This window comes from Mediterraneibacter sp. ICN-202921 (assembly GCF_037890075.1).
GTDB lineage: Bacteria > Bacillota > Clostridia > Lachnospirales > Lachnospiraceae > Mediterraneibacter > Mediterraneibacter massiliensis.
This window is the reverse complement of record NZ_JBBKBE010000003.1, coordinates 200,402-224,392: the sequence shown is the minus strand read 5'-3', so window position 1 is coordinate 224,392 and position 23,991 is coordinate 200,402. Positions and strand designations below refer to the sequence as shown.

The 23,991-nt window shown below is 42.6% G+C and carries 19 protein-coding genes and 1 pseudogene; 5 read left to right on the top strand and 15 right to left on the bottom strand.

Features of this window, described 5'->3' with window-relative positions; genetic code table 11:
• The first annotated feature begins 324 nt into the window (after nt 1–324).
• The 4 genes from WKT01_RS04460 (at nt 325) to WKT01_RS04445 (ending at nt 5,115) form a co-directional block, all read left to right on the top strand.
• Nucleotides 325–1,728, top strand: coding sequence for a glycerate kinase type-2 family protein (locus WKT01_RS04460; RefSeq protein WP_059068577.1), 1,404 nt, complete (start codon nt 325–327; stop codon nt 1,726–1,728).
• Between the two features lie 3 nt (nt 1,729–1,731).
• Nucleotides 1,732–3,006: a phosphopyruvate hydratase gene (gene eno, locus WKT01_RS04455; protein ID WP_340311525.1), complete on the top strand. Its 1,275-nt coding sequence runs from the start codon at nt 1,732–1,734 to the stop codon at nt 3,004–3,006.
• 185 nt (nt 3,007–3,191) lie between these two features.
• Nucleotides 3,192–4,457, top strand: a complete 1,266-nt coding sequence (locus WKT01_RS04450) for a Glu/Leu/Phe/Val family dehydrogenase (protein ID WP_340311524.1) — start codon at nt 3,192–3,194, stop codon at nt 4,455–4,457.
• Between the two features lie 169 nt (nt 4,458–4,626).
• Nucleotides 4,627–5,115 (top strand): DUF5721 family protein, encoded by a 489-nt coding sequence (locus WKT01_RS04445; protein WP_059068569.1) that lies wholly within the window; start codon nt 4,627–4,629, stop codon nt 5,113–5,115.
• Nucleotides 5,116–5,216: 101 nt separating this feature from the next.
• On the opposite strand, the gene htpG is transcribed toward WKT01_RS04445, so the two are convergent.
• The 9 genes from htpG to WKT01_RS04400 all read right to left on the bottom strand — a co-directional run bounded on the left by htpG (nt 5,217) and on the right by WKT01_RS04400 (nt 14,934).
• Entirely contained in the window at nt 5,217–7,280 is a 2,064-nt protein-coding gene (gene htpG, locus WKT01_RS04440; protein WP_340311523.1) for a molecular chaperone HtpG, read from the bottom strand.
• A gap of 194 nt (nt 7,281–7,474) precedes the next feature.
• On the bottom strand, nt 7,475–8,332 hold the full coding sequence (locus WKT01_RS04435) for a YitT family protein (protein ID WP_340311522.1): 858 nt from the start codon (nt 8,330–8,332) through the stop codon (nt 7,475–7,477).
• A 19-nt stretch (nt 8,333–8,351) separates the two neighbouring features.
• Nucleotides 8,352–8,783, bottom strand: a complete 432-nt coding sequence (locus WKT01_RS04430) for an N-acetyltransferase (RefSeq protein ID WP_340311521.1) — start codon at nt 8,781–8,783, stop codon at nt 8,352–8,354.
• A 39-nt stretch (nt 8,784–8,822) separates the two neighbouring features.
• Nucleotides 8,823–10,031, bottom strand: a complete 1,209-nt coding sequence (locus WKT01_RS04425) for a S41 family peptidase (RefSeq protein ID WP_340311520.1) — start codon at nt 10,029–10,031, stop codon at nt 8,823–8,825.
• A 128-nt stretch (nt 10,032–10,159) separates the two neighbouring features.
• On the bottom strand, nt 10,160–11,287 hold the full coding sequence (locus tag WKT01_RS04420; RefSeq protein WP_340311519.1) for a murein hydrolase activator EnvC family protein: 1,128 nt from the start codon (nt 11,285–11,287) through the stop codon (nt 10,160–10,162).
• A 9-nt stretch (nt 11,288–11,296) separates the two neighbouring features.
• Entirely contained in the window at nt 11,297–12,247 is a 951-nt protein-coding gene (ftsX, locus tag WKT01_RS04415; protein ID WP_117975213.1) for a permease-like cell division protein FtsX, read from the bottom strand.
• Entirely contained in the window at nt 12,237–12,923 is a 687-nt protein-coding gene (gene ftsE / locus WKT01_RS04410; RefSeq protein ID WP_059068555.1) for a cell division ATP-binding protein FtsE, read from the bottom strand. Before ftsE ends, ftsX begins: the two co-directional genes overlap by 11 nt.
• Before the next feature lie 26 nt (nt 12,924–12,949).
• Entirely contained in the window at nt 12,950–14,041 is a 1,092-nt protein-coding gene (locus WKT01_RS04405; RefSeq protein ID WP_059068553.1) for a PucR family transcriptional regulator, read from the bottom strand.
• Between the two features lie 209 nt (nt 14,042–14,250).
• Complete coding sequence (locus tag WKT01_RS04400; protein WP_340311518.1) at nt 14,251–14,934, bottom strand: WecB/TagA/CpsF family glycosyltransferase; 684 nt, start codon at nt 14,932–14,934, stop codon at nt 14,251–14,253.
• A gap of 214 nt (nt 14,935–15,148) precedes the next feature.
• Between WKT01_RS04400 and WKT01_RS04395 the strand changes: the two are divergent.
• Nucleotides 15,149–15,514 (top strand): annotated as a pseudogene (locus WKT01_RS04395) (GntT/GntP/DsdX family permease); the annotation flags it as partial.
• 190 nt (nt 15,515–15,704) lie between these two features.
• Here WKT01_RS04395 and WKT01_RS04390 read toward each other — a convergent pair.
• The 6 genes from WKT01_RS04390 to addB form a co-directional block, all read right to left on the bottom strand.
• On the bottom strand, nt 15,705–15,896 hold the full coding sequence (locus WKT01_RS04390) for a small, acid-soluble spore protein, alpha/beta type (protein ID WP_340311517.1): 192 nt from the start codon (nt 15,894–15,896) through the stop codon (nt 15,705–15,707).
• A 91-nt stretch (nt 15,897–15,987) separates the two neighbouring features.
• Nucleotides 15,988–16,173, bottom strand: coding sequence for a PspC domain-containing protein (locus WKT01_RS04385; RefSeq protein WP_340311516.1), 186 nt, complete (start codon nt 16,171–16,173; stop codon nt 15,988–15,990).
• A 1-nt stretch (nt 16,174) separates the two neighbouring features.
• Complete coding sequence (locus WKT01_RS04380; protein ID WP_059068544.1) at nt 16,175–16,492, bottom strand: PadR family transcriptional regulator; 318 nt, start codon at nt 16,490–16,492, stop codon at nt 16,175–16,177.
• Nucleotides 16,493–16,661: 169 nt separating this feature from the next.
• On the bottom strand, nt 16,662–16,931 hold the full coding sequence (locus WKT01_RS04375) for a DUF1294 domain-containing protein (protein ID WP_340311515.1): 270 nt from the start codon (nt 16,929–16,931) through the stop codon (nt 16,662–16,664).
• Nucleotides 16,928–20,551 (bottom strand): helicase-exonuclease AddAB subunit AddA, encoded by a 3,624-nt coding sequence (gene addA / locus WKT01_RS04370; RefSeq protein WP_340311514.1) that lies wholly within the window; start codon nt 20,549–20,551, stop codon nt 16,928–16,930. Before addA ends, WKT01_RS04375 begins: the two co-directional genes overlap by 4 nt.
• Nucleotides 20,548–23,892, bottom strand: a complete 3,345-nt coding sequence (addB, locus tag WKT01_RS04365; RefSeq protein WP_340311513.1) for a helicase-exonuclease AddAB subunit AddB — start codon at nt 23,890–23,892, stop codon at nt 20,548–20,550. Before addB ends, addA begins: the two co-directional genes overlap by 4 nt.
• Nucleotides 23,893–23,991 lie beyond the last annotated feature (99 nt).

Genomic DNA, 23,991 nt, shown 5'->3' with positions numbered 1-23,991 from the left:
GCATCCTTTACACTCCTACATTTTTGCACACTTCATTTTTCTGTTCTTAATGTTTTATTTAATACATTTATACTATTATAATATATTGCATATGTCAATATTTTCGATATATTTAATGCTTTTTTAGATATTGTCACAATATTTCACTTTCGTTTTTAGTACTTTTCACTATTTATTTCATTTTTATCATTTATATATTGACATATTCAATATATCACATTATTATTAAAAGTACATTTTAATACATTTTGTTTTTCATTTTTCTTTTAATGTTCTGTTTAATACGATTTATTATCAATTAAGGAAGTAAAGGGGATTATTACTATGAGTAAGATCAAAAATTACGATGCCCTGGTTTCCCATGGAGACGCTGATTCCAGAAAAGTCGTACTGGATATCACAAACAAGACACTGGAACGTTTGGATGCCTATAAGAGAATTAAAAGTATCATGCATCTAGATGGCGATATATTGCATATCGGAACAAAATCATGGGACTTATCAAAAAAGAAACATGTATATCTATTAGGAGCAGGAAAAGCCTGCAACCACATGGCTATGGCTGTAGATGAGATCCTCGGCGATAAGTTGACAAAGGGGATCGCTATTGTAAAGGTCGCAGAAGAAACCGATCATTTTCAAAACACCGATGTCTATGTGGGCGGACATCCTCTTCCAAATCAAGCCGGTTATGAGGCTTGCTTAAAGATTCTCGATTTAGTGGATCACGCCGGTCCCGATGACCTTTTCATCGTAGTGATCAGCGGCGGAAGTTCTGCACTTATGAGCTGCCCTATCGAAGGTATTACACTGGACGATGAAATCAAAACAACGGATGTCATGTTAAAATCCGGCGCCGGTATTTATGAAGTCAACGCGATCCGCCGTCACATTTCCGCAATGAACGGCGGTATGCTGGCAAAACGTATCCAGAAGGTAGGCGCTGAACTGATCGGTTTTGGTATCAGCGACGCAGTCGGCAATCCCGCCACAAAGGATATCGGTATTCCTTATGAAAAATACGCAAGCACACCTATGGGGCCAGATAAAACCACACTGGAGGATGCCCGCAGAGTCATCAAGGATTATGATGTAGCAGATCGGCTTCCCAAGAGTGTAGTTGACTATCTGATGAACGTAGGACCGGAAGGCGAAACACCGAAAGCTTTCCCAGACAATACTTATTTTCTGCTAAACACACTGCCGGATTCCTGTATCTATGCCAAAGAGATTGCAGAAGAAATGGGGATTCCAGCTATCATTCTGACTTCCTTCCTGGAGGGTGAAAGCAAAGATGCCGGTTCTTTCTTTGCCTCGATTGCCAGAGAAGTACAGGCATATGGTAATCCGATCAAAGCACCTTGTGTTATTTTAAGCTCTGGAGAGACAACGACACAGATCCTGGACAACAGTCTCATCACCGGACACGGCGGTCCTGGACAGGAACTGACACTTAGCTTCTCCATCTTGGCGGCTAAAACAAAAGGCGCCTGCATGCTTTCCATCGACTCTGAAGGAACAGACGGCACCACACCTGTAGCCGGAGGCATCTGTGACTCCGCCAGTTATAAAACGGCGCTGGAAAAAGGTGTAGATGTATTTGGCGCTTTGAGAGGTCATGCATGCTATGAAGCCCTTTCTGAAATGGGAGATGCCGTATTTACCGGAAATACCGGTACGAACCTTTGTGATTTTAATGTTCTATATATTCCAAAATTGGAGGACTGACCTATGAATTCTAAAATCAAATCTGTCCATGCACGTCAGATCGTAGACTGTAAATGCCGCCCTATGGTAGAAGTAGACGTTGTAACAGAAGACGGTTTTTTGGGGAGAGGCTGTGCTCCTACCGGTTCTTCTGTAGGCATGTTCGAATCCTGTGTACTGCGGGACAATGATCCGGCAGAATATCATGGATTAAGTGTACATAAGGCAGTAGACAATGTAAATACGATCCTTGCACCGGCACTGATCGGAAAAGATGTCAGCCATCAGGAGGAACTGGATCAGATCATGATCGACTTAGACGGTACACCCGAGAAAAAGAATCTGGGAGGAAATGCGATTTATTCTACCTCTATCGCTCTTTTCAGAGCTGCCGCCGAGGCTTCCCATCAGACCTTATATGAATATATAGCCGGCGGAAATATACAAACTGTACCCGTTCCAAGTTTTAATGTGATCAATGGCGGGCATTATGAAAACTTGACGCAGCCTTTTAATGAATTTATCATCATGCCCTACGGAGCATCCAGTATTTATGAATCTGTAGAGATGGGGATCAATACATTCCAGGAATTAGAAAAAGTACTTACAAAATATTTGGGACACAAACCAGTCGTAGCGCCCTCCTATGGATACGCTTCCCCAAGCGAAGATCCGGAAGTAAACTTAAATCTGATGTCCGAAGCAATTGAAAACTGCGGATATACCGGAAAGATTGGCTTTGCATTCGACTGTGCTTCCAGCGAAATGTATGACAGAGAAACCAATACATACCTTTTGAAAGGAGAACGTGTTTCTGCGGATGTTTTGATAGATTATGTAAAAGGATTGACAGAAAAATTTAATTTTGTCTTTATCGAAGATCTATTGGATGAGGAAGATTGGGAATCTTATCCGAAAGCACATAAAGTAATCACTCGTACCAATCTTCTGGGAGATGATTTTATCGTCACAAACTTAAACAGACTCAAACGAGCGTATGATCTAGATGCCCTGGATGGTTTCATTTTAAAACCCAACCAGGTCGGAACGATCACAGAAGCTTTGCATACGTATGAATTTGCCAAAGCACATCAGCTGATTGCCACCCCTTCCGGCAGAGCCGGCGGCGTGATCGGTGATGTAGTCATGGACCTCGCTGTAGGACTTCAGGTAGGCTTTATCAAAAACGGCGCTCCACGTTCCGGAGAACGTATCGATAAACTGAATTTCCTTATGCGCGCCTGCGACTTGGCTCCCAATTGTAAACTGGCAGATATTACGCCGCTCTTGAAATTCTAATAGTATACGCTTACTTCCTATATTTGAATTTTATGAACTGTATACCCAAAGTGCCTCTATTTCTTCACCCTGCTTTGGGTATACATAAAAAAATAGGTTTATAGGAATTTTGTGGTTGTTTTGTTTCTATGCAATATATTGCATATTTCTTTTTATTTCAAATTCTAAGAAAGAAGGAAAATATAATGAGTACTGACAAATATAATCCTTATGACAATGTCGTTTCAACAGTGAATAAAGCAGCTGCTATTTTAGGCTATTCACACAGCGATTATGAAGCTGTCCTGTATCCGGAACGTGAGTTAAAAGTTTCTGTTCCTGTCTGCATGGACGACGGCAGCGTCCGTGTTTTTGAAGGATACCGTGTCCAACACTCTACATCCAGAGGACCTGCAAAAGGCGGGATACGGTATCATCAAAATGTAAATGAAGACGAAGTAAAAGCTCTGGCTGCATGGATGACTTTTAAGTGCGCAGTTGTCAACATCCCTTATGGGGGCGGTAAAGGCGGGATCGTCTGTGATCCTACTACTTTATCAGAAGAGGAGCTCCGTCGTCTGACCCGTCGTTTTACGGCGATGATTGCTCCGATCATCGGACCAGAGCAAGATATTCCGGCTCCTGATGTAGGAACCAATGCCACAGTCATGGGATGGATCATGGATACATACAGCATGCTCAAAGGGCACTGTGTACCTGGCGTCGTAACTGGCAAACCACTGGAATTAGGAGGTGCATTGGGAAGAAGTGAAGCAACCGGCCGCGGAGTTATGATCACCTCTTTAAATGTACTGCGTGCCTTGCAGATACCGATCAGCGGCACGACTGCTGTTGTACAGGGTATGGGAAATGTAGGAAGTGTTTCTGCTAAACTTCTGCACATGGCCGGTATGAAAATCCTGGGGGTAAGTGATGTATCTGGAGGACTTTACTGTGAAGATGGACTGGATATTCCGGATATTCTCGAATACATAAACGCAAAACGCGGCAATCTTCTGGAAGGCTACGAAAAGGAGAATGTAAAACACATCACAAATGAAGAATTATTAGAGTTAGAAACAACGCTTCTTGTCCCTGCCGCATTAGAAAATCAGATCCATAAAGACAATGCTGACCGCATCCGTGCAAAAGTCATTGTGGAAGCGGCTAACGGACCGACTTCTATAGAGGCGGATGAGATCCTGCAAAAGAAAGGTATCGTACTCGTGCCGGACATCCTGGCAAATGCCGGTGGTGTTGTTGTATCTTATTTCGAATGGGTACAGAATATCCAATCTGTCAGCTGGAGTGAAGAACACGTAAACGAACAGTTAAAAGCCATCATGGATCAGGCATTTAAAGCTGTATGGGATATTTCTAAAGAAAAAGAGACTACACTACGTACCGGTGCATATCTGATCGCTGTAAAACGTGTGGTAGACGCAAAAAATCTCAGAGGAATCTGGCCTTAACAAGCAAGGGCTGCCGATGGTAATTTCGGCAGCCTCTTTTATATCCACACTTTCTTCTTTGCTCTATTTTTTGTTTTCGCTCTCTTTCTGGCTTTGCCCGAATGTGTTATACTTATAAATACAGCTTCAACAAAATCTTATGTGCAAAAGCTTGATTCGGGAGGTTTCTATGATTTCTTTAAAACTGACACACACCAAAGAATTTATGCGTCATCTGCTCTTATCTGATACATTTGATCATTTTCTCTTTATCGAAGGCAAAATCGTTACTTTCAACACATTTACGATCGATGGATATATGCAAAAAAATTTTTTCGATGCCGCGGAAGATCTTCCACAATATTCTTCCTGGAGCGATATACGTGAATATTGCTTTTCTATTATCAAAGGCAAACGAACTCCTTTGAGCTTTCAATTTATTTTCTGTCTGTCTCCTAAAAACATCGCTCGTCTGATCGAACAAAACCAGTTAGATTTTCAGCCGGAATCTGTTCAAGGACTCTATCTGAATCTTAAATACGAAGGTGCTTCTCTAAGCTGTGTAACAGGAACTTCTCTCCATATTTTCACAATGGATAAATCTCTGGAACATGTCTGGGATAAAAATGTACAAAAGTTTTTTATACAGAAAAAAATTGCTTTTGAACCGGAAATCTAAACACTTTCACTCGCCAAAGCAATCTTATCACGCACAGTCTAAAAAACGGGTAAGCCCGCCCTTTCGCTTACCCGCTTTTTTCATTTACGTACCGCTTTTTCTTATTTTGTCAGAAGCAGCATAATCTCATTGCTTCTCTGCACAAATGCCGTCATTTCTTCCGGACTCAAAGGTTTATGTGCAAGCATTGCCAGATCATAGAGTTGTTTGCAGATGATTGGCACATTTTTACTGCGTTTATGCTCCACAAGGAATTTTACAAGCGGATGGTTTGCGTTTAGGATCAAGGTTGCTTTGCTTCCCAATGCACTCATATCCATACCGCTCATTCCATACATTTTCATCATCTCTTCCATTCTTCTGCTTTCTTCCGAGAGAACTGCCATGGAAGCCACCTGCTCGTCTTTTAGTTTCTCTACTTTAACATCTAGTTTATCATTATTCAACTCTTTTCTGAAGATCTCCACCAGACTGTCTGTTGTCTTTTTAAATTCTTCCTTTTCTTCTTCCGCCACTTCATCTTTCATAGATTCGTGTACATCCGCGTCTATCCGTAAGAAATGAATATCCTGATGTTTTTGTTCCAGATAGCTTACAAAGGCAGAATCGATATTATGTGTCAGGATCACCGCATCCTGTCCCTGTGCCTTAAACATATTGATATACTGACTCTGCTGCACCTCATCCGTTACATAATAGATATTCGTCTTCTTTTCTTCCTTCTCCGCCTCCTGGGTATCTGTATCCTGTCCTGCTTCAGTTTCCTGTTTTTCCTGTTCTGCTTTATCTGTATTTTCGTCTTGTTCTTCCTGGGAGCCGCCATTTTCTTTGATAACGTCCTCTAGTGTCAGATACTTGTGCTCCAGATTCTTATAAAGCATAGAATCTTTCATCTTCTCCCCGAATTTTTCATCTTTCAGGCAGCCGAATTTGATAAACGGACTGATATCATCCCAATATTTCTCATAGCTTTCTCTGTCTGTTTTAAACATTCCGGTCAGTTTATCCGCCACTTTTTTGGAAATATAATCCGCCACTTTGTTTACAAAGCCGTCATTTTGCAATGCACTTCTGGATACGTTCAGAGGCAGATCCGGACAATCGATCACACCCTTTAGCACCATCAGAAACTCCGGAATCACTTCCTTGATATTGTCTGCGATAAATACCTGGTTATTGTATAGCTTGATCGTTCCTTCAATAGATTCGTACTCCATATTGATCTTCGGAAAATACAGGATCCCTTTCAAATTGAACGGATAATCCATATTCAGATGGATCCAGAACAAAGGCTCTTTATAATCCATGAATACTTTTCGATAAAATTCAATATATTCTTCTTTCGTACATGCGCTTGGATTTTTCCCCCAGAGAGGATGTATATCACTGATCGAGACAGGACGTCTTACGATTTTTGCCTTCTTCTTTGGCTCGCCTTCTTCTCCCTCTTTCGGTTCTTCCGTGATATGTTCAACCACCGTATCTGTATCCAATACATCCTCTTCATCTATAGTATCATACTGTGGTTCTGCATTCGCCTTGGAAAGGAAAATTTCTACCGGCATGAATGAACAATATTTCTCAAGCACTTCCCGTGCTCTGTATTCATTTGCAAATTCCAGACTATCTTCATTTAAGAACAGAGTGATCTCTGTGCCCACCGTCGTCTTATTTCCATCCTGCATCTCGTATTCTGTGCCGCCCTGGCTTGCCCAATGTACAGGGACTGCTCCTTCTTTATAAGACAATGTATCGATCTGCACCTCATCTGCCACCATAAACGCAGAATAAAAGCCCAGTCCGAAATGTCCTATCATCTCATCTTCTGTAGTTTTATCCTTATATTTCTCCAAGAATTGTGTAGCGCCGGAAAATGCGATCTGGGTAATGTACTCTTCCACTTCGTCCGCTGTCATACCAAGACCGTTATCAATAAATTTCAGCGTTTTTTCCTCCGGATTTACGATCACCTGGATCTTTGCCTTATACTCTTCCGGAAGTTCATATTCCCCCATCATATCCAGTTTCTTTAACTTCGTGATCGCGTCACATCCGTTTGATACCATCTCACGGAAAAAGATATCATGATCGGAATATACCCATTTTTTTATAATAGGAAATATATTCTCACTGTCAATCGATAAATTACCTTTTTTTGTTGCCATAGATAACACTCCTCTTTCTACATTTTTTCCTCTCTCGGCAAACTATACAGCAAATAAGAGAGGGTACATTCAACATCTAAGAGATATTCTAATACAGCAGATTTTAAAAGTCAATACAAAATTAGCACTCTTTAAATAAGAGTGCTAATAAAATTTTTATAAACTTTTATACGGCAGCTATTCCAAATGAATTTCTATTTATATTCCATAAATCCTTCTCCGAACACTTCACTTGTCTCCGTCACCATCACAAAAGCGGCCGGATCCGCTTCATGTGCTGTATTCTTTGCTATATACGCCTGTGAAGCAGAACATGCACACAAAAGGACTTCTTTATGCGCTTCTGTGTAGGTTCCTCTCGCCTGTATGGCGGTGGCTCCTCTCTCAATACGATCTCCGATCTTCTCTGCCACTTCCTGCCCGTGATCTGTAATGATGATCAGCAGCCTTCCTGCTCCCATGCCATATAGTATTTTGTCAAGCACGACAGAAGTCACAAATGTCGCCGCAAGTCCATACAGAACAGAATCTATATTTCCGAATACCGGCCAGCCGAGCAGAATAATGAAAAGATCGATCGCCATCGTCACTGCGCCGAGAGAAAAGTGCGGTTTCAGCGCCTTGATCGACATGGTAAGAAAGTCGATCCCTCCTGATGAAGACCCCCGCATATAGAACAGAGCCATTCCCACGCCTAAGCATACACCTGAATACAAAGCCGCCAAAAAAGGCGTCCCCACATAAGACGGCGTGTACGGAAATATGACATCCAAAAAAATCGTGCAAAAGATCATACTACGTGCCGTCTTAAACAAAAATTGCTTCCCTACAATACGGAAACTTAACATGATCAGTGGGATATTAATGGCAAGTGTTGTCAATCCGATAGGAAGTCCCCATAAATGGTGGATGATCAGCGCAAGTCCGGACACACCGCCGGGTGCAAAATCTGCTGTCTTAGCAAATGTATAAATGCCCAGTGCGTAAAAAATACTTCCTGCGATATCAAAGCCTATATCTATGATCATTTTTTTCGCTCTCTCTTTTTTCATCCCATCTGTATACTCTCCTTTAACTCTTATTTTTCCCCCAATTCATCTTGTATTCTGCTTCTTTTGTCTCCTCATCTATTTCTTCCAAAATGATCCGGAACCCTTCTCTTAGATAGAATTCTTGAGCACGCCTGTTCTTCTGGTACACATGCAGAGTCACGGAAGGATATTTCTGTTTTATCTTATCCAATAATTTTTTTCCAATACCAGCACAGCGGCAGTCTTTCCTGACAAATATTCCCGCAAGATATTCTCCTGTCATTCCTGCAAATCCACAGATCTGCTGCTCCTTTTCATAGAGAAACAGATCTGCCTCGGTCAAAGCCTTTTTTGTCTGCGCATAATGGGAATGCCAATATTCTGCAGGTATAAACGCATGGGCTTCCCTATTTCCTTCCAGCCATATTCGCATAATACTTTCTGTATCGTTCTGCCTATACTCTCTTATCATATATTCTTCTTTCTCTCCGGTCTTCTTTTTATTCTGCGCCTATTCTATTTCCGAACGCACTGTTTCCAGCGCTTTCTCCAACTGGTTATCTGCATCCGGATTCTCTGCGTCCGCCTCATATTCCACCTCTATATCCGGTGTGATCCCGGTTCCGTTGATACTTCTTCCACTTGGTGTATAGTATTCTGCGATCGTTAATTTTAAATACGTTCCGTCTTCCAGATCGATCAGCTGCTGCACGACACCTTTTCCATAGGTCGTCGTCCCCACAATCGTCCCGATCTTATAATCCTGCACGGCTCCCGTGAAAATTTCAGACGCGCTCGCGCTATACTGATTCACAAGTACGGCCAGTGGCTTGGTAAATTTATGTTCCCCGTCACAGGTGATTTTTTCTTCATTCCCATATTTATCTTTTGTGGAAACAATCGTCCCCTCCGGCAGTATCAATTTAAGCATATCTGTCACTGTGTCCATATTTCCACCGGGATTGCTGCGCAGATCTATCACCAGCCCCTGCATACCTTGTTCTTCTAAATCCTGAAGCGCTCCCTTGAATTGTTCATAGGTCACCTCGTCAAATTCGCTGACCGCTATATACCCGATCTGCCCATCTTTCATCTCGTATTCCACTGTCTGCGCCTCGATCTCGTCACGCACGGCAGTCAGTTTCAGTTCCTCACCGTCTCTTCGCACATACAGATCTACTTCTGTTCCTTGTTTTCCTTTAATCCAGGATACGATCTCGGTCAGGCTCTCATCTACTATCGTATGCTCATCTACCCGGTACAGGACATCCCCTTCCTTGAGTCCAGCGTCAGCAGCTGGTGACTCTGCATAAACACTCACGATCACGACCTCCCCCGTAGTCAGATTCTGCGTAAGCGCAGCGCCTACTCCGAAAAATTTGCCGGAAGTCGTTTCTAAAAGTTCCTTTGTCTCCTGCTCATTATAATATTCTGTATAAGGATCTCCCAAAGCCTGTGCATACCCAGAGTAAATCCCATCTACCAGGGCATCGCCGTCTATCTTATCCCCATACAGATAATACCCGTCTATCCATTTTCCTATTTTTTCCAGTTTCTGGCTGACTTCCTTTTTATCATCTAAAAGAGAAGTCTGAGCTTTTCCTTGTCCCGTTATCACCTTCGGCATTATACTGCCTATGCCCCATATGAAGCCAACCGCTAGCAGCATGGCCGCCGCGCCGGCAAGCATGCCTTTTAAAAACTTTCTGTTTTCTTTCATTTTCTCATCCTGCCTTCTTGCAAAATTTACTTATATCGTCTTTTATCTTTCTGTCCCTCTAAGTAGCAAAAGACAAAGCAGAGTACTCTCTCTGCTTTGTCCTTCCCCAATCCCTTTCTCTTTGTAAGTTACAAATATTTATCCGGATTAACAGCGATTCCATTTTCTTCTACTTGAAAATGAAGATGTGGTCCCGTAGATTGTCCTGTAGAACCGACAAAACCGATCTGCTGTCCTTTTTCCACATACTGGCCTGCCGTAACACACAACGCACTGTGGTGCATATATTTAGTAGTCAGACCATTCCCATGATCGATAACGACCCAGTTTCCAGCACTGAGACTAAATTCTGCAATCAGAACGGTACCTGCTGCCGCCGCATATGTAGGTGTTCCCTCGGCTGCCGCATAATCATGTCCTTTATGACCGCCGACTTCAAATTCCCGGATCTCTCCAAAATAACTGGACTGATAAGACATTCCCGGACAAGGGTGGGTAAAATAGCCGTTTCCGCTCACCACATTCCCACCGCTTGGCTCCGTATAGGAAGGTCCTCCACCGCCCTGTTGCTGGGCAGCCGCCTGCTCCTGCTGGATCCTCTTTGCTTCCTCCGCTTCTGCGATCAGCTTCTCTAGATCCGCCGCATTATCACCGATCTGTGTCTCCAGATCTGCCAGCAGAAGATCATTACTGTCCAACAGTGCCTGTACCTCTGTCTGCTTCGCCATCAGATCTGTCTGCAGTGTACTCAGCTCGTCATACTCTGTCTGCAGCGTCTGTTCCTTCTTCTCTACCTCTTCTACTACATCCTGGAAATCTTCCAGCTTTTCCCGGTCGTAGTCAGACAATTTTGACGCATACTCTGCTTTATTTAAGAATTCTCCTAAGGTCTTGCTTTCCATCATGACCTCCAGGATCTTCGTATCTCCGTTCTCGTACATGAACTGAATCCGTTTCTTCATGCTCTGATACTGCTGATTCTCATCTACTTTCGCCGCGATCAGATCATTTTCAGCTTTCTCGATCTCACTTTCCTTCTTTGTCATTTCTGTCTGTGTCTCATTCATGTCCGTGATGATCTCATTGAGCTGTGCCGTAAGAGCATTTTTCTCTGCTTCCGCCGCGCTTTTTTGCTGTTCTAATTCTTCCCCTTTTTTCTGTGCATCCTCGATGGTAGTCGCATGTACCTGCAGCGCCATCGTCATGCTCATTGTCAAAACAAGTACCCCGCTTATTATACTCCTCTTTCGTCCCATATAAGCCCCCTATACTTTCAAATGCTTGCGCACTGTGAAGAAACTTCCGATAAATCCAATACCTATACCAAGGACAAGTCCGATCGGCAGCAGATATCTATATACATCTGACACCGGAAGAAAATTAATGATATTCTGTAGAATACTAAACTTCTCCATAATATACAGCACTGCTTTCTCATACAGCATATACAAAAGCAGCAATGGAATGACCGCACCAAAGAACCCCATGATCAAGCCTTCGATAACAAAAGGTGACCGGACAACAAAATCTTTTGCCCCGATATATTTCATGATCGCGATTTCTTCTTTTCTGACCGTAATACCCATTGTGACTGTATTGCTGATCAGGAAGATAGAAACGCCAAATAAGATTGCGATGATCGCTATAGATACATATCCTACCAACTTGTTTACACTGGTCAATGTATTTGCCACTACATCCGATTTATTTACATCCCTGACACCATCCAGACTCTCTGCGAACTTCACAAGATCCTGCTGTGTAGAAGCAAGAGACTTACTTCTCGCCGTCAGATTTTTGGCATCCTCTGATGTTTTCATATATACTTCATAGTTGTCAGAATCCGCAAGCGGGTTGTCATCTTTAAATCCTTCCGCCAATTCTGGTTTATCTTTAAAATACTCTTTCTTGTAATTTTCCCATGCTTCATCTGCTGAGACATATTTTACTTCCGAAACATCCTCTCTGCCGCGCAGCGCTTCTCCTACATCATCAATCTGTGCCTGAGTCGCATCTTCTTCAAAGAAGACTGTAATGGCGACACCTTCCTCCGCCATTTTTATGATATACTGAAAATTCAGAATAATCGAAAAAAACAATCCAAACAAAAAAATACAAGCTGACATCGTCGCAACAGACGCAAGCGAGAACATCTTATTTCTCCAGATATTCTTAACCCCTTGTTTTCCTACGTATCCAAATGTACTAATCCTCATCTATATACCCACCTTTTTGTTCATCACTAACGATCACGCCCTGTTTCATCGTGATAACCCGTTCGTTCATCTCATTTACAATCTCCTGGTTATGCGTTACAACAAGAACTGTAGTCCCACGTTCATTTGCTTCCTTCAAAAGACTCATGATCTCCCAAGAGTTCGTCGGATCCAAGTTTCCGGTGGGCTCGTCCGCCAACAAAATAGCAGGTTCATTTACGATCGCTCTTGCGATAGCAACACGCTGCTGTTCTCCCCCTGACAGCTCTTTCGGAAAGGACTTATACTTTTGCGCAAGTCCCACAAGCGACAGCGCAGCCGGCACCTTTCTCTTGATCACCCTGGTAGGTGTCTCCGTAACACGCAGTGCAAAAGCGATATTTTCATAGATATTTCTGTCTTTCAAAAGACGAAAGTCTTGAAAGACAACCCCTAAGCCTCTTCTGTATTTAGCAATGTGACGATGTTTCATACGATTCAGGTTTTGTCCGTTCACGATAATAGTGCCTTCTGTAGGATCCAGTTCCTTCATGATCAAACGGATCAAGGTAGATTTTCCGGAACCGCTGTCCCCCACAATGAATACGAACTCTCCCTGTTCGATCTTGACGGATACTCCATTTAAGGCGGCATTTCCCTTAGAGTATTCCTTCGTTACATTTCTTAATTCAATCATATGCTCCTCCTAATTATCCATACTCCTTAGTACTCCAGTGACTCCATATACTTCATATATTTCACTACCATAAGAGCTATCTTAAAAGTGATCGCATCCTCAAATATGCGCAGATCAAGCCCTGTACTCTTCTGTAGCTTATCCAGGCGGTATACAAGAGTATTTCTGTGAATATAAAGCTGTCTGGACGTTTCTGATACATTTAGGCTATTCTCAAAAAACTTGTTGATAGTCGTCAATGTCTCCTCATCAAAATCGTCCGGAGATTTCCCCTCGAAAATCTCTTTTATGAACATCTTGCACAACGGGATCGGAAGCTGGTATATCAAACGTCCGATTCCAAGCGTACTATATGCGACAATATCTTTTTCATCAAAGAATATCTTCCCTACATCCAACGCCAGTTTTGCCTCTTTATAAGACTTGGAAACTTCCTTGATATCATTTACCACGGTTCCGTATGCAATGTGTATCCGCTCATCGCCTCCCTCTGTCTTAAGCGTCTCCAGCATATCCCGCGCCATCTTATCCAGTTCTCTGCTTCCGTCTTTCTCAGAAAGTTCTTTTACAACAATGATATTTTTCTCATCCACTGCCGTAATAAAATCTTTTGACTTTCCGCCCAGAAGATTTCTGACATTGTCCAGTGCCGCACTGTCCTTTTCGTGCGATGTCTCAATAATAAAGATAACACGTTTTACTTCTGTGTCAATATGTAATTTTTTTGCCCTGTTGTAAATATCGACCAGAAGAAGATTATCCAACAAAAGATTCTTGATAAAATTATCTTTGTCAAATCTTTCTTTATACGCCACCAAAAGGCTTTGTATCTGAAATGCCGCAATCTTTCCTAACATGTAGACATCTTCGCTCTCACCGTCTGCCAGAAGTACGTATTCCAACTGCTGTTCATCAAAAATCTTAAAAAACTGGCAGCCCTGGATAACCTGGCTATCTGCTGGAGATTCCACAAATGACAGCACCGCATCCTCAAATCTCTGACCTTCCTCAAATGTAGCGGCGAGTATTTTCCCTTCTGTGTCCAACACGCAGAAATCAATTCTGGAAATACCTTTTAATCCCTCAATTGTGTTTTGAAGTATCTGATTCGAAATCATACTTTTTTCCTCCACTCGTCCACCTAATTCCATGTGCATTTTTCACAAAATTGTTTTCCCCTAAAAAATATATGCGCACATATACAAATATTATATTAAGGCAAAACACCAAAAAAAGAAAGAGTAAATCTATTATTTTTATGCATTTCATTATAATTTTTACAAAAAATTCATATTTCTATGCATATACAAGTTCAACAAAAAGCTGCTCAAAGAAGTCTCTTTTCCTTCTTTTGTTTTTCTACTCTATAGCGAAACAACTTTTTCAAAAAGAATGTCTTCACTTTTCTGCCTATCTTCTTTTCTGTATAATTCTGCATAAGAAGCGGACCGCAGCCTATCCATAACCTTACGTTTAGAAGCGCTTTCTTTTCTGCGATGAACTGCTCCTGCCACGGAGAAGAAAATATGGAAACAAGGCAGTCTGTTTCTGTTCCGTTGATCTCATTGATCACCTTTTCTTCCTGTCCTTCATCCGGTACGAGCGCAGCGCCTCCTGTGATCACGATCCCTCTGTGATAATGCCGTATCTCCTCGGACAGAGACTGTATCTGTTCTTCTTTGTCTGCCAGCAGAAAAATTTTCTTCCTGTTCTTCTGCAAATATTTCAGAAACAGTTTCAAAAATATATGCTCCTCTGCATCCCGTATGCTGTTCTTATCCTGCACACCTGCCGCCTCAAGGATCTCCCGTTCCCCGGGGAGTACCATATCCAGCTTTTTGACCATGTCTTTCCACTGTACATTTTCCTGCTCCTTCAGCAGCATATCCATTGTCACGATCTCAATCGTATGAAGGGATTCCGTCTCCAGATACGCAATAACCTGCTTCATCGCTTCTTTCGCAGTAAAATTTTGCATATACACATCAAATATATTGATTGTCTCTTTCATTCTTATCACCTATGAACTTTCTCCCCAGTCGTAATATTTTAGCAGATATGTATTCTTTTGTAAAGATTTCTTTCAGAAGGTTCAAAGGTGTTCCGCTTGAGAACATATGTTTTATTTTATATTAAACTTTCCGTAATGCTTCCTGCTAAAATAGAATTATTCTTAAGTGGATTTTATCTGCTAAAATATTTTTTCTACAAAGGAGGAGTCTTTTATGACTGGTTATCTACTTATTATTGCCTTCATTCTTTCAATCGTAGTTATGATCACAGCAATTTCAAAATTCAAGATTCATCCCTTCCTTGTAATCATGGGGATCTCTCTGCTCCTTGGGATGATAGCAGGTATCCCCCTGTTGGACCAGACAGCAGAAGACGGAACCGTGACATCCGGGCTTGCCACTGTCATAGGCACAGGTTTTTCTGGTACATTTACTAGCATCGGTATCGTTATCATTTTCGGCGAGCTTATCGGAAATATCCTTGAAAAAACCGGTGCAGCGCTAAAACTTGCAGATATGGTCATACACCTTGTCGGCAAAAAACATCCTGCCATTGCCATGGAACTAATGGGCTGGGTCAAATGACGCCAGAAAAAGGCTATCGGACACAGACGATCGCGACCTTGCTGCTTGGTTTGTCCGGTATACTTGAGATTTTTATTCTTTCACTTTTTCTTCATTAATATTGTTATTTAAACAAGGAAAAGAGAGAATGTCAAACAATCTTTCAAAACTGCTCCATTCTCTCTTTTCATCCATTTGATGCAGATCAGAATTTTACCTCTCTTTTTTTCTTCGTCACAAGACCTCCTATCCTTCCTGTTTCTTTTGACGTCAGAGATTTCCATCCATTTGCCAGCACTTTATCTAATAATCCTAGTTCCTCTGCGATTTCATATTTGATCTTTTCTTCTGGTTCTAAATTTTTTAGATCGATCGGTTTTTCTTTTTTCTTTGTCATGACAATCCTTCCTTCTTCTTTTTGCTAAAGTATTGCCTGAAAAAGAAAGCTCCATTCAAAACAGCACATTTTGCATGGAGCTTTTCGCAGCTTAAGGTTCTTGTGGAATAATAATGGCGGCGACGATATACGCCAGCACGCCTGAGCCGGTACAGCCAAAAATCACAAACAAGAGTCTGACCAGCGTAGCGTCTATATTAAAATATTCGCCGATTCCACCACATACACCGCAGAGCATTTTATTTGTTCCGGAGCGGTACAGTTTTTTTATTCCCATATCAAATCCCTCCTAAAAATATAGCGTTCACCTTATCAGAATATATCTTCCATTCTTCTTTGTACATCTGAAGTTTCTCTTTTCCATGGTCTGTTATACTGTAATACCTTCTGTTTCTCCCATCAAACTGCCTGTCATCACTGATCAGGCAGCCGTCTTTTAAAAGGCGTCTCAAAACCGGATATAGCGTGGACTCCGACACATCTATCACCTTTCTTACATCCTGTGTGATCTTGTATCCGTATGTTCCCTGTGCTTCCTGGGATACGACTGCCAATACAACTGCATCCAGCAGTGCTGCTCCTGTATTAAAAACCATATCGGCGCCTCCTTCCTCCGCTTCCTGCACAGACTTAAATATAAAACTTCTGCACACATAATGCTGCTATCGCAAAAGCTATTATTATCCAATATAATGCACCGTATAATATTATATGTCAACCTTTTCTATAAAACTTAATCCCAACTCCATATGTTTGGTACAAAATTCAGAAATATTTCCAACTGATATACAGAAGCACGCTCCATTGTAATAAGAAGAAAAGCAAAACTGTCAAAAAGAAGCCTGGTTTGCGTATTTTATGCCGGAAGAAAAGCATCCCTGCAAGACTTCCTGCTGCACCTCCGGCACATGCGGCTAAAAGTAAGGTTCTTTCCCGGATCCGAAATTTTCTCTTTCTCGCCCTTCTTTTGTCTTCTCCGTACAACAGAAAAGCCAATAGATTTACCGCCGCCAAGAAAAGTATCACGCCTCTCATACCTGTATCTCCTCTTGCAATGTAAATGAATAAATGATCTTTTCCTTTACTGGCTTTTTCAACAGCTGCTCTAAAGCCTTGGCATAATACATAAGCTGCGCATGATATTTTTCTCTCAGTTCTTCCGCCGCATGTACCTGATCGGTCTTATAATCCAGCACCACAAGACCGTCCTCTTCCTCAAAATAGACATCGATGATCCCTTGTACAAGAATCGTCTCTTTTGTCTCTTCCTCAGGATATATTTCTCCTGCATCTACACCCAGAACAAAGGGCTGTTCTTTATAGAGTTTTTTGTTTTTCGCCGCCTGTGACATTCTCTTTGCGCTCTTACTTTCTAAAAAGCATAAAATATCCTCTGTTCGAATACAAGACACCATATCTTCTGTAAGTATTCCTTCTCTTTGTAATTGTCCGATCTGCCTCTTAAGCGTATCTTCATTATACGCAGCCGAAAAATCTAATAATTCCAAAAGTTTATGATACGCACTTCCGCGAGAAGCGCCTTTTAATTCCTCTTCCTCTTTTAAAAACTCCGGGATCAGAGGCACCACATCCTTCGGCGCATATACTGCTTCTCCGTCTTCTTCCTCCGCCATCTCTCTTTTTTTCAGTTCTGAAACGGTGAATTTTAATTTCAGTTTTCCTTCTTTTTCATAAGGATAGACAAAAGCAAGCTGCTGTATGAGTTCCTCTCTGTACTCCGGTACATATACATTTCCTGCATCCCAATTTTCCAACACATCCAACGCCAATCCTTCGGCTTCTTCCTCTGTCCGCCCTTGTACGAGGAAATCTTCCCCTGTCACATACTCCAGAAGGAAGCAAGTCTCCTGCTCTTTCCAGGATACAGCCGGCAATATCCAATCCAGATAATTTTTCGCCTCTGCCAAGGTAAGAAAGGACAACGGTTCTCCATTTCTCTGTTCCAGAACTGCTCTGTGTTTCGCTTCTTGCATCTGCTCGTCCGCGTCCTGTAAGCTTCCTGTCAAGACCAATTTTTCTTTTGCCCTTGTCATAGCCACATACAATACACGCAGTTCTTCCCCCAGATTTTCAATCTGTACTTCTCTTTGTATGACCTTTTTCAAAAAAGAAGGGATCTTTGTCCGCTTCTCTAGATCGATCGTATCTATCCCTACTCCCCACTTCGGATGGATTACGATACTTCCAGACGTATCCTGCGTATTAAACTTTTTCCCCATACCCGCCGCAAAAACGATTGGGAACTCCAGTCCTTTACTTTTATGTATGCTCATGATCCGTACCGTGTCTGACTGTTCATCCTCTATACTCGCCTCTCCGTAATCTATGTCATACTTTTTTAACTGCTCGATGTAGCGCACGAAATTAAACAGTCCTTTATAGCTCGTCTTTTCAAATGCCACTGCTTTTTCTATCAGCATATGCAGATTTGCCGTTCTCTGTCCGCCTCCCGGCGCCGCCTCCATAAAAAGCCCATATCCTGTCTCTTCCATAATCTCCCACAACAATTCGTGGATAGGCGTATACGGAACCACATCTCGGAACACATTATAATTTTCAAAGAATTTTTTTAATTTCTCACATAAGTTATAAATTTCCATTCCTTTCTTCGCATGACAATCCAACTCTCTCATCCAGGCAGATACCGCCTCCGGAAAAGTGAAATCCGGATACGCGGTTTTTATATACGCCAGTTCTCTTGCATTCAGCCTGCCAAAGGGAGAAGTCAAAACTGCCGTAAGCGGAATATCCTGTTGGAAATTATCCAATATTTTCAGATAATCCAGCAATACACTCACCTCATACGTTTCAAAATATCCTTCCCGGCTGGCGCAATATGCCGGAATCCCTTCTTTCATCAGTATATCGGCAAATTCTTTTGCCCATCCTTTCACGCTCCGTGTCAAGATCACAATATCTTTGTACTTAGGCCGCCTGTATTCTCCCGTCTGCTTATCCAACACTTTGCCTTCTCTTATCAATTCCTTGATCTTTGCCGCGATCACATAAGCTTCTTTTTCTTTTTCATCCCCCCCCGGGATTGCTTCGTCTTTTTTATCCAACAAAAGCAGCTCTGTCTGATAAAGCGTATGTCCTTCTTCATCTAGCTGCGGCTCGTAGACCGCCCCCGGATACAGAGCGGCGCTTTCATCATAAGCTACGCCTCCCATCTCTTTGCACATGATCTGTCCGAACAAAAAGTTGACACTATCCAGCACTTCCGTACGGCTCCGAAAATTTTTATGCAGATCGATCCGCTGCTCTTTTGCCTCTTTTGTACTGTACGTATCGTATTTCTCCATGAACAGCTCCGGCCTTGAAAGTCGGAAACGGTATATGCTCTGCTTTACGTCTCCTACCATAAAAATATTGTACGCTCCCTGTCTCACGCGGGATACACTGGTTAAAATTGCCTCCTGCAGCAGATTACTGTCCTGGTATTCATCGATCATGACTTCCACGAACTGTTCCTGATATTCCAACGCCGTGACAGACGGAACGAGCACCCCTTCTCTTTCCTCTGTCAAAATAGAAAGGGCAAACTGTTCCATATCATGGAAATCAATCATATTCCGTTTTCTTTTTGCCTCTGAGAAGGCCTCTCCAAACCGGTTCACCAAATGCAGCAGTACCTGTATGGACGGCCTGGCGCTGCGCATATCTGCGATTTGTGTTTCCATCGGTTCGTAAAAATATGTTTCTTTTAAAACATGGATCTGTTTTTTTACACGTTCCCGTATCTTTTTTACCAGCTCTTTTTTCTCGTCTGCTACACTTTCATCTTTTTTCGGGGATAAGCGCTTCCACATGATCTCTGAGATTTTCGCGCTCATCCCGGCAAACGTATCCTCCTTTTGTACCGCCTCTAACCATTCTATATCGCTTTCCAGCGCCGGCCCATACATATATGGACCATCTGCTTCCTCGCATATCTGAAGAGTATCTCTTACTACCGCAAGGAGGTCTGCAAGATATCTCGCAGCTTGCTGATGGGCCTTTTGAAAGATTTCTGCCTCCGTTCCGTCCTCCTTTATCTCATAAACCGTCTCGCAGCTCTTAAGCCACTTCTCCTTTTGCGGATAACTCAAGGAATACTCATATAGTTTTAAGATAATCTCTTCTATTTTTCTGTCGTTTCTCCCACTGCTGTATCTCTCTGTAAACTCCAGAAATGCCTGTTCTCCTTTCACATATTCTTCTTCCAACAAGGTATCCAACACATCCTGCTTTAAAAGCTTCAGCTCCCCTTCCTCCACGATCCGAAAACCGGGATCCAGATCTATCACATGAAAATGCTCTCGTATGACAGACAGACAAAAGCTGTGGATCGTTGTGATATGGGCACTGTGGATCAGTGTTGCCTGCCTCTGCAGACGCGTATTTTCCGGATGCTCATTCAGCTCTTTTTCAATCGCACCCCGGATCCGTTCCTTCATCTCCGCCGCAGCCGCCTCTGTAAATGTCACGATCAGAAGTCTATCTACATCTGTCGGATCTTCTTTATCTGTCAGCATCTTTATGATACGTTCTACCAAAACCGCCGTCTTTCCTGATCCCGCCGCGGCAGAGACGAGGATGTTGCGGTGTTTTAGGTCGATCACCTTCTGCTGTTGGGATGTCCACTTGACGCTCATCTTTCCGCCCGCCTTTCCTGCTCCATCTTTTTCAGTGCTTCTTCTTTATCATATTTCTCCATTCTATTATATTCACAGCCATCCAGGCGCACATCAAAACCACATATGTCATGATAAGCACAATAATCACAGCCTGTCTCCGCACCCAGCATATAGGGGGCTATTCCTGCATTTCCTTCCTGCATCTGTCTCTCGATCTTTTGCCTCAAACTATCGGCATATTCCAAAAATAACGAAAATTCCTCCGGCGTGAATACTTTAGAATTTTTACTCAGGCTTCCGTCTTTATTCTTTCCGATCGGAAGGTACCTGGATGTTCCGCTCAAATTATGTTCCATGTGGTCTAAGACGCTCTCGTCTGCATTAACGATCCCGTCCAGTTTCAGTTCTTTTAAAAACTTTTCTTCCAGTTTCTCCTCATCCATCTCTTTTTCCACGATCGGATCCTGCATCCGGTAATAAAAAATACCGGCCGGAACTACTTCTTTATCTGGATTCTTCTGCTTTTCTATAGCAAGCGCCGCATTTAAATACACCGGAAGCTGCAGCTGCAAACCATGGCAGAATGCCGTAATATCAAAGCTTTTCATGCCTGTCTTGTAGTCCGTCACCCTTACATACACACATTCTTTATCCGCACAAGTATCGATCCGATCTATTTTACCGCTTCCAAAGTTCAGTTCATACCCGCTTGGCACAAAGTCTCCACATTCCATCTGCTTTGTAAGCGCCCAGACCGAGCGCTGTATCAGCTTCTTTATGCGAGTGATCAAATATTCATTCCTGGCAGAGCTATACAGCACCGTATTCCCATAGTCCAAAATACTTTCTTCTACACTCTGCTCGATCAGACGGTTCCTTGTCTCCTCTTTCATTTCCTGCCATTTTACCTTTTCTTCTTCCGCCTTTCTGGAAAAGCGCTCCATAGACCGATGTGCGATATTCCCCCAGTCCAACGACTCAAACCGGTATTCCTCCCGCTCAGAAAGACGCAGTCCATAGGAAAGAAAATGCGCATACGCACAAGAGACAAATTTTTCCAGACGAGTCACACTGGAATGTGCCCTCTCCCCAAACAAAAGCCGAGCCTGCTCTTTGGTCACCGCTTCGTTTTCCTTTTTATAAAAAGCCGCGGTCAGAAGATTTTTCAGATTGTCTTTTTCTTCCTCTATGCCTGCATACCATGTATACAATTCTTTCCACCGGTCGCTGACTCCTGACTTTCTTTCCCGTAGTCCTCTTGCCAGATAGGTACGCCCTGTCTTTTCCGTAAGTTCTTTTTCTCTTATTTGTTCTTCTTCCTCTTCTATGCACAGAGCCGGAAATAACCTTCGCAAATCCTGCACTAAATATGCGGGACGCAAAGGTTTTCCCTCTGCTGATACCTTGCTGTAAGAAAGGATCAAACTTTCCGTCGGTTTTGTCAGATTCATATATAGATAAAATTTTTGTACATAAGTCTTTTCCTTGGCGCCCGGCGACAAAACAATCTTTTCCTTTTGAAACCGTTCTCTGTCTCTCTGACTCAGCAATCCGCCGCTGTTTAAATTTCCCGGAAGCAGCGTGTCATTGGCTCCCATAAAGAACAGGACTTTTATATTTTTCAGCCTTGTTCTCTCTACATCTCCGATCACTACCTGATCCAGACTCGGCGGGATCACCCCCACTTTCGCCTCTTCCAGTCCTGCATCTAATAGTTCACTGTATTCCTTTAAGGAGATTTTCTCTTCTCCCAACAGCTCTACAAATTTATCAAATAATTCCAGCACGATCCTGTACACCTGAGAATATTCTTTTGAGAGCGCCAGTTTTCCTTCCTCTTGGAATATCTGCTCCATCCGGCTTAATCTATCCTGCATATCCTCCTGTACCAGAAAGCTGTAGACCGCCTGTGTCACATCCTTTACCGTCTTGCTTCTCTGCTTTAGGATAAATACCAGACTGGTCAGCCGCTCGACAAACTGCACCCGCAGATGGTTCAACACATTTAATTCTTCATCTTGTACCTTCTCCGTCTTCCTTGCCCAGACTTCCTGCCATTTCTTCCAGCCCTTTATGCCTAGCGCAAGCACATAATTCTCTAATACGTCTATATCTTCCTTTGTAAAATCTGTCAGATCTGTTCTAAGAAAACGAAATACACTCTCATATGTAAAGTTCTGCTCTATCATGGAGAGCAGACTTCTAAGATACTCCACAAACGCATTTTGAAGAATACTCTTCTTATGATCCATAAAGACAGGGATCCCATATGTCTTAAACGCTTTCTCCAAATGCGCCGCATATACTTCCATGTCACTGCAGATGACAGCTGCTTCCCGATAACGGTATCCGTTTTGTCGCACAAGTCTTCTTACTTCCGACGCCACAAATTCTGCTTCTTCCCTTGGATCTCTCGTTACATGAAGCCGTATGTTGTCCTGTTCTCCCTCGTACTGTCGCCTAGAATACCGAAATAGTTCTGACTCCAGAAAGCCAAGCACAGGGTTTTCCCGAAAGCGGTACACTGGCTTTTCATAAAGTGTGACTGGATCATCTATCTGCACTCTTTTCTTATGCGCAATCTCTGTAAGAGAAACAACCATCTGTTTACTCAGCGCAAATAGCTGATACGGGTGGTGATACACAAAAGGATCCTCCCGCTCATCCATCTCCACTGTGACAAGCAGCTTTTCGCATACGACAAGAAGTTCTCCCAGCAGACGATTCTGCACAGGCGTAAACCCGGTAAATCCATCAAGTGCGATCACACTGTCCTTTAATAGCTCTGATCTCCCTGCGATGCCGCTTAAAACATCGAGCAATTCTTCTTTTGTTATATATTTATCAGCAAGATATGTTTCAAACCCCTCATATACCTTACGGATATCCTGCAGCTTATAATACAGATAACTGTTCTCATCCAATGTTTCCAGTAGAGAATCCAGCACGGCAAAATCCACTCCATACTGTGTAAATTCTGAAATAACAGACTTCACCTCGCTGATATATCCTGCTTTTTTCAGATTTCCTTTCAGCACTTTCAACTCTGACTCATAATTGCCTGCAATTTTCCGAAGAAGCAGATTCTTCCCCTCGTCATCCAGCATTTTTGCCTTTCCTGCTCCGGTCTCTTCAAACACTCTGTGCGCCAGCCGTGCGAAACTTAAAACATCAATGTTCATAATACCGCCCCGGGGATGCGCCAGGCATAAATCTTTCTGCGTCTGCATAGTAAATTGTTCCGGTACAAGCACCAAATACTTTTTATCCGGATGGCGAATCGATTCCTTTACAATATATTCATATAAAAAATGGGATTTACCGCTGCCTGCGTTTCCAAAAATAAACTGTAACGACATGAAAACCTCCTGTTTACCCTTATGCCAGATCTACCTTCGTATCATGGCAGTATGACTGTACCACTGTTTTCCTGTATGCCGGGAAACAATATGTTCATT

Coding starts and splice junctions, on each gene's coding strand:
- WKT01_RS04460 (WP_059068577.1), top strand. CDS start 325: ATGAGTAAGATCAAAAATTACGATGCCCTGGTTTCCCATGGAGACGCT.
- eno (WP_340311525.1), top strand. CDS start 1,732: ATGAATTCTAAAATCAAATCTGTCCATGCACGTCAGATCGTAGACTGT.
- WKT01_RS04450 (WP_340311524.1), top strand. CDS start 3,192: ATGAGTACTGACAAATATAATCCTTATGACAATGTCGTTTCAACAGTG.
- WKT01_RS04445 (WP_059068569.1), top strand. CDS start 4,627: ATGATTTCTTTAAAACTGACACACACCAAAGAATTTATGCGTCATCTG.
- htpG (WP_340311523.1), bottom strand. CDS start 7,280: ATGGCAACAAAAAAAGGTAATTTATCGATTGACAGTGAGAATATATTT.
- WKT01_RS04435 (WP_340311522.1), bottom strand. CDS start 8,332: ATGAAAAAAGAGAGAGCGAAAAAAATGATCATAGATATAGGCTTTGAT.
- WKT01_RS04430 (WP_340311521.1), bottom strand. CDS start 8,783: ATGATAAGAGAGTATAGGCAGAACGATACAGAAAGTATTATGCGAATA.
- WKT01_RS04425 (WP_340311520.1), bottom strand. CDS start 10,031: ATGAAAGAAAACAGAAAGTTTTTAAAAGGCATGCTTGCCGGCGCGGCG.
- WKT01_RS04420 (WP_340311519.1), bottom strand. CDS start 11,287: ATGGGACGAAAGAGGAGTATAATAAGCGGGGTACTTGTTTTGACAATG.
- ftsX (WP_117975213.1), bottom strand. CDS start 12,247: ATGAGGATTAGTACATTTGGATACGTAGGAAAACAAGGGGTTAAGAAT.
- ftsE (WP_059068555.1), bottom strand. CDS start 12,923: ATGATTGAATTAAGAAATGTAACGAAGGAATACTCTAAGGGAAATGCC.
- WKT01_RS04405 (WP_059068553.1), bottom strand. CDS start 14,041: ATGATTTCGAATCAGATACTTCAAAACACAATTGAGGGATTAAAAGGT.
- WKT01_RS04400 (WP_340311518.1), bottom strand. CDS start 14,934: ATGAAAGAGACAATCAATATATTTGATGTGTATATGCAAAATTTTACT.
- WKT01_RS04390 (WP_340311517.1), bottom strand. CDS start 15,896: ATGACAAAGAAAAAAGAAAAACCGATCGATCTAAAAAATTTAGAACCA.
- WKT01_RS04385 (WP_340311516.1), bottom strand. CDS start 16,173: ATGGGAATAAAAAAACTGTACCGCTCCGGAACAAATAAAATGCTCTGC.
- WKT01_RS04380 (WP_059068544.1), bottom strand. CDS start 16,492: ATGGTTTTTAATACAGGAGCAGCACTGCTGGATGCAGTTGTATTGGCA.
- WKT01_RS04375 (WP_340311515.1), bottom strand. CDS start 16,931: ATGAGAGGCGTGATACTTTTCTTGGCGGCGGTAAATCTATTGGCTTTT.
- addA (WP_340311514.1), bottom strand. CDS start 20,551: ATGAGCGTCAAGTGGACATCCCAACAGCAGAAGGTGATCGACCTAAAA.
- addB (WP_340311513.1), bottom strand. CDS start 23,892: ATGTCGTTACAGTTTATTTTTGGAAACGCAGGCAGCGGTAAATCCCAT.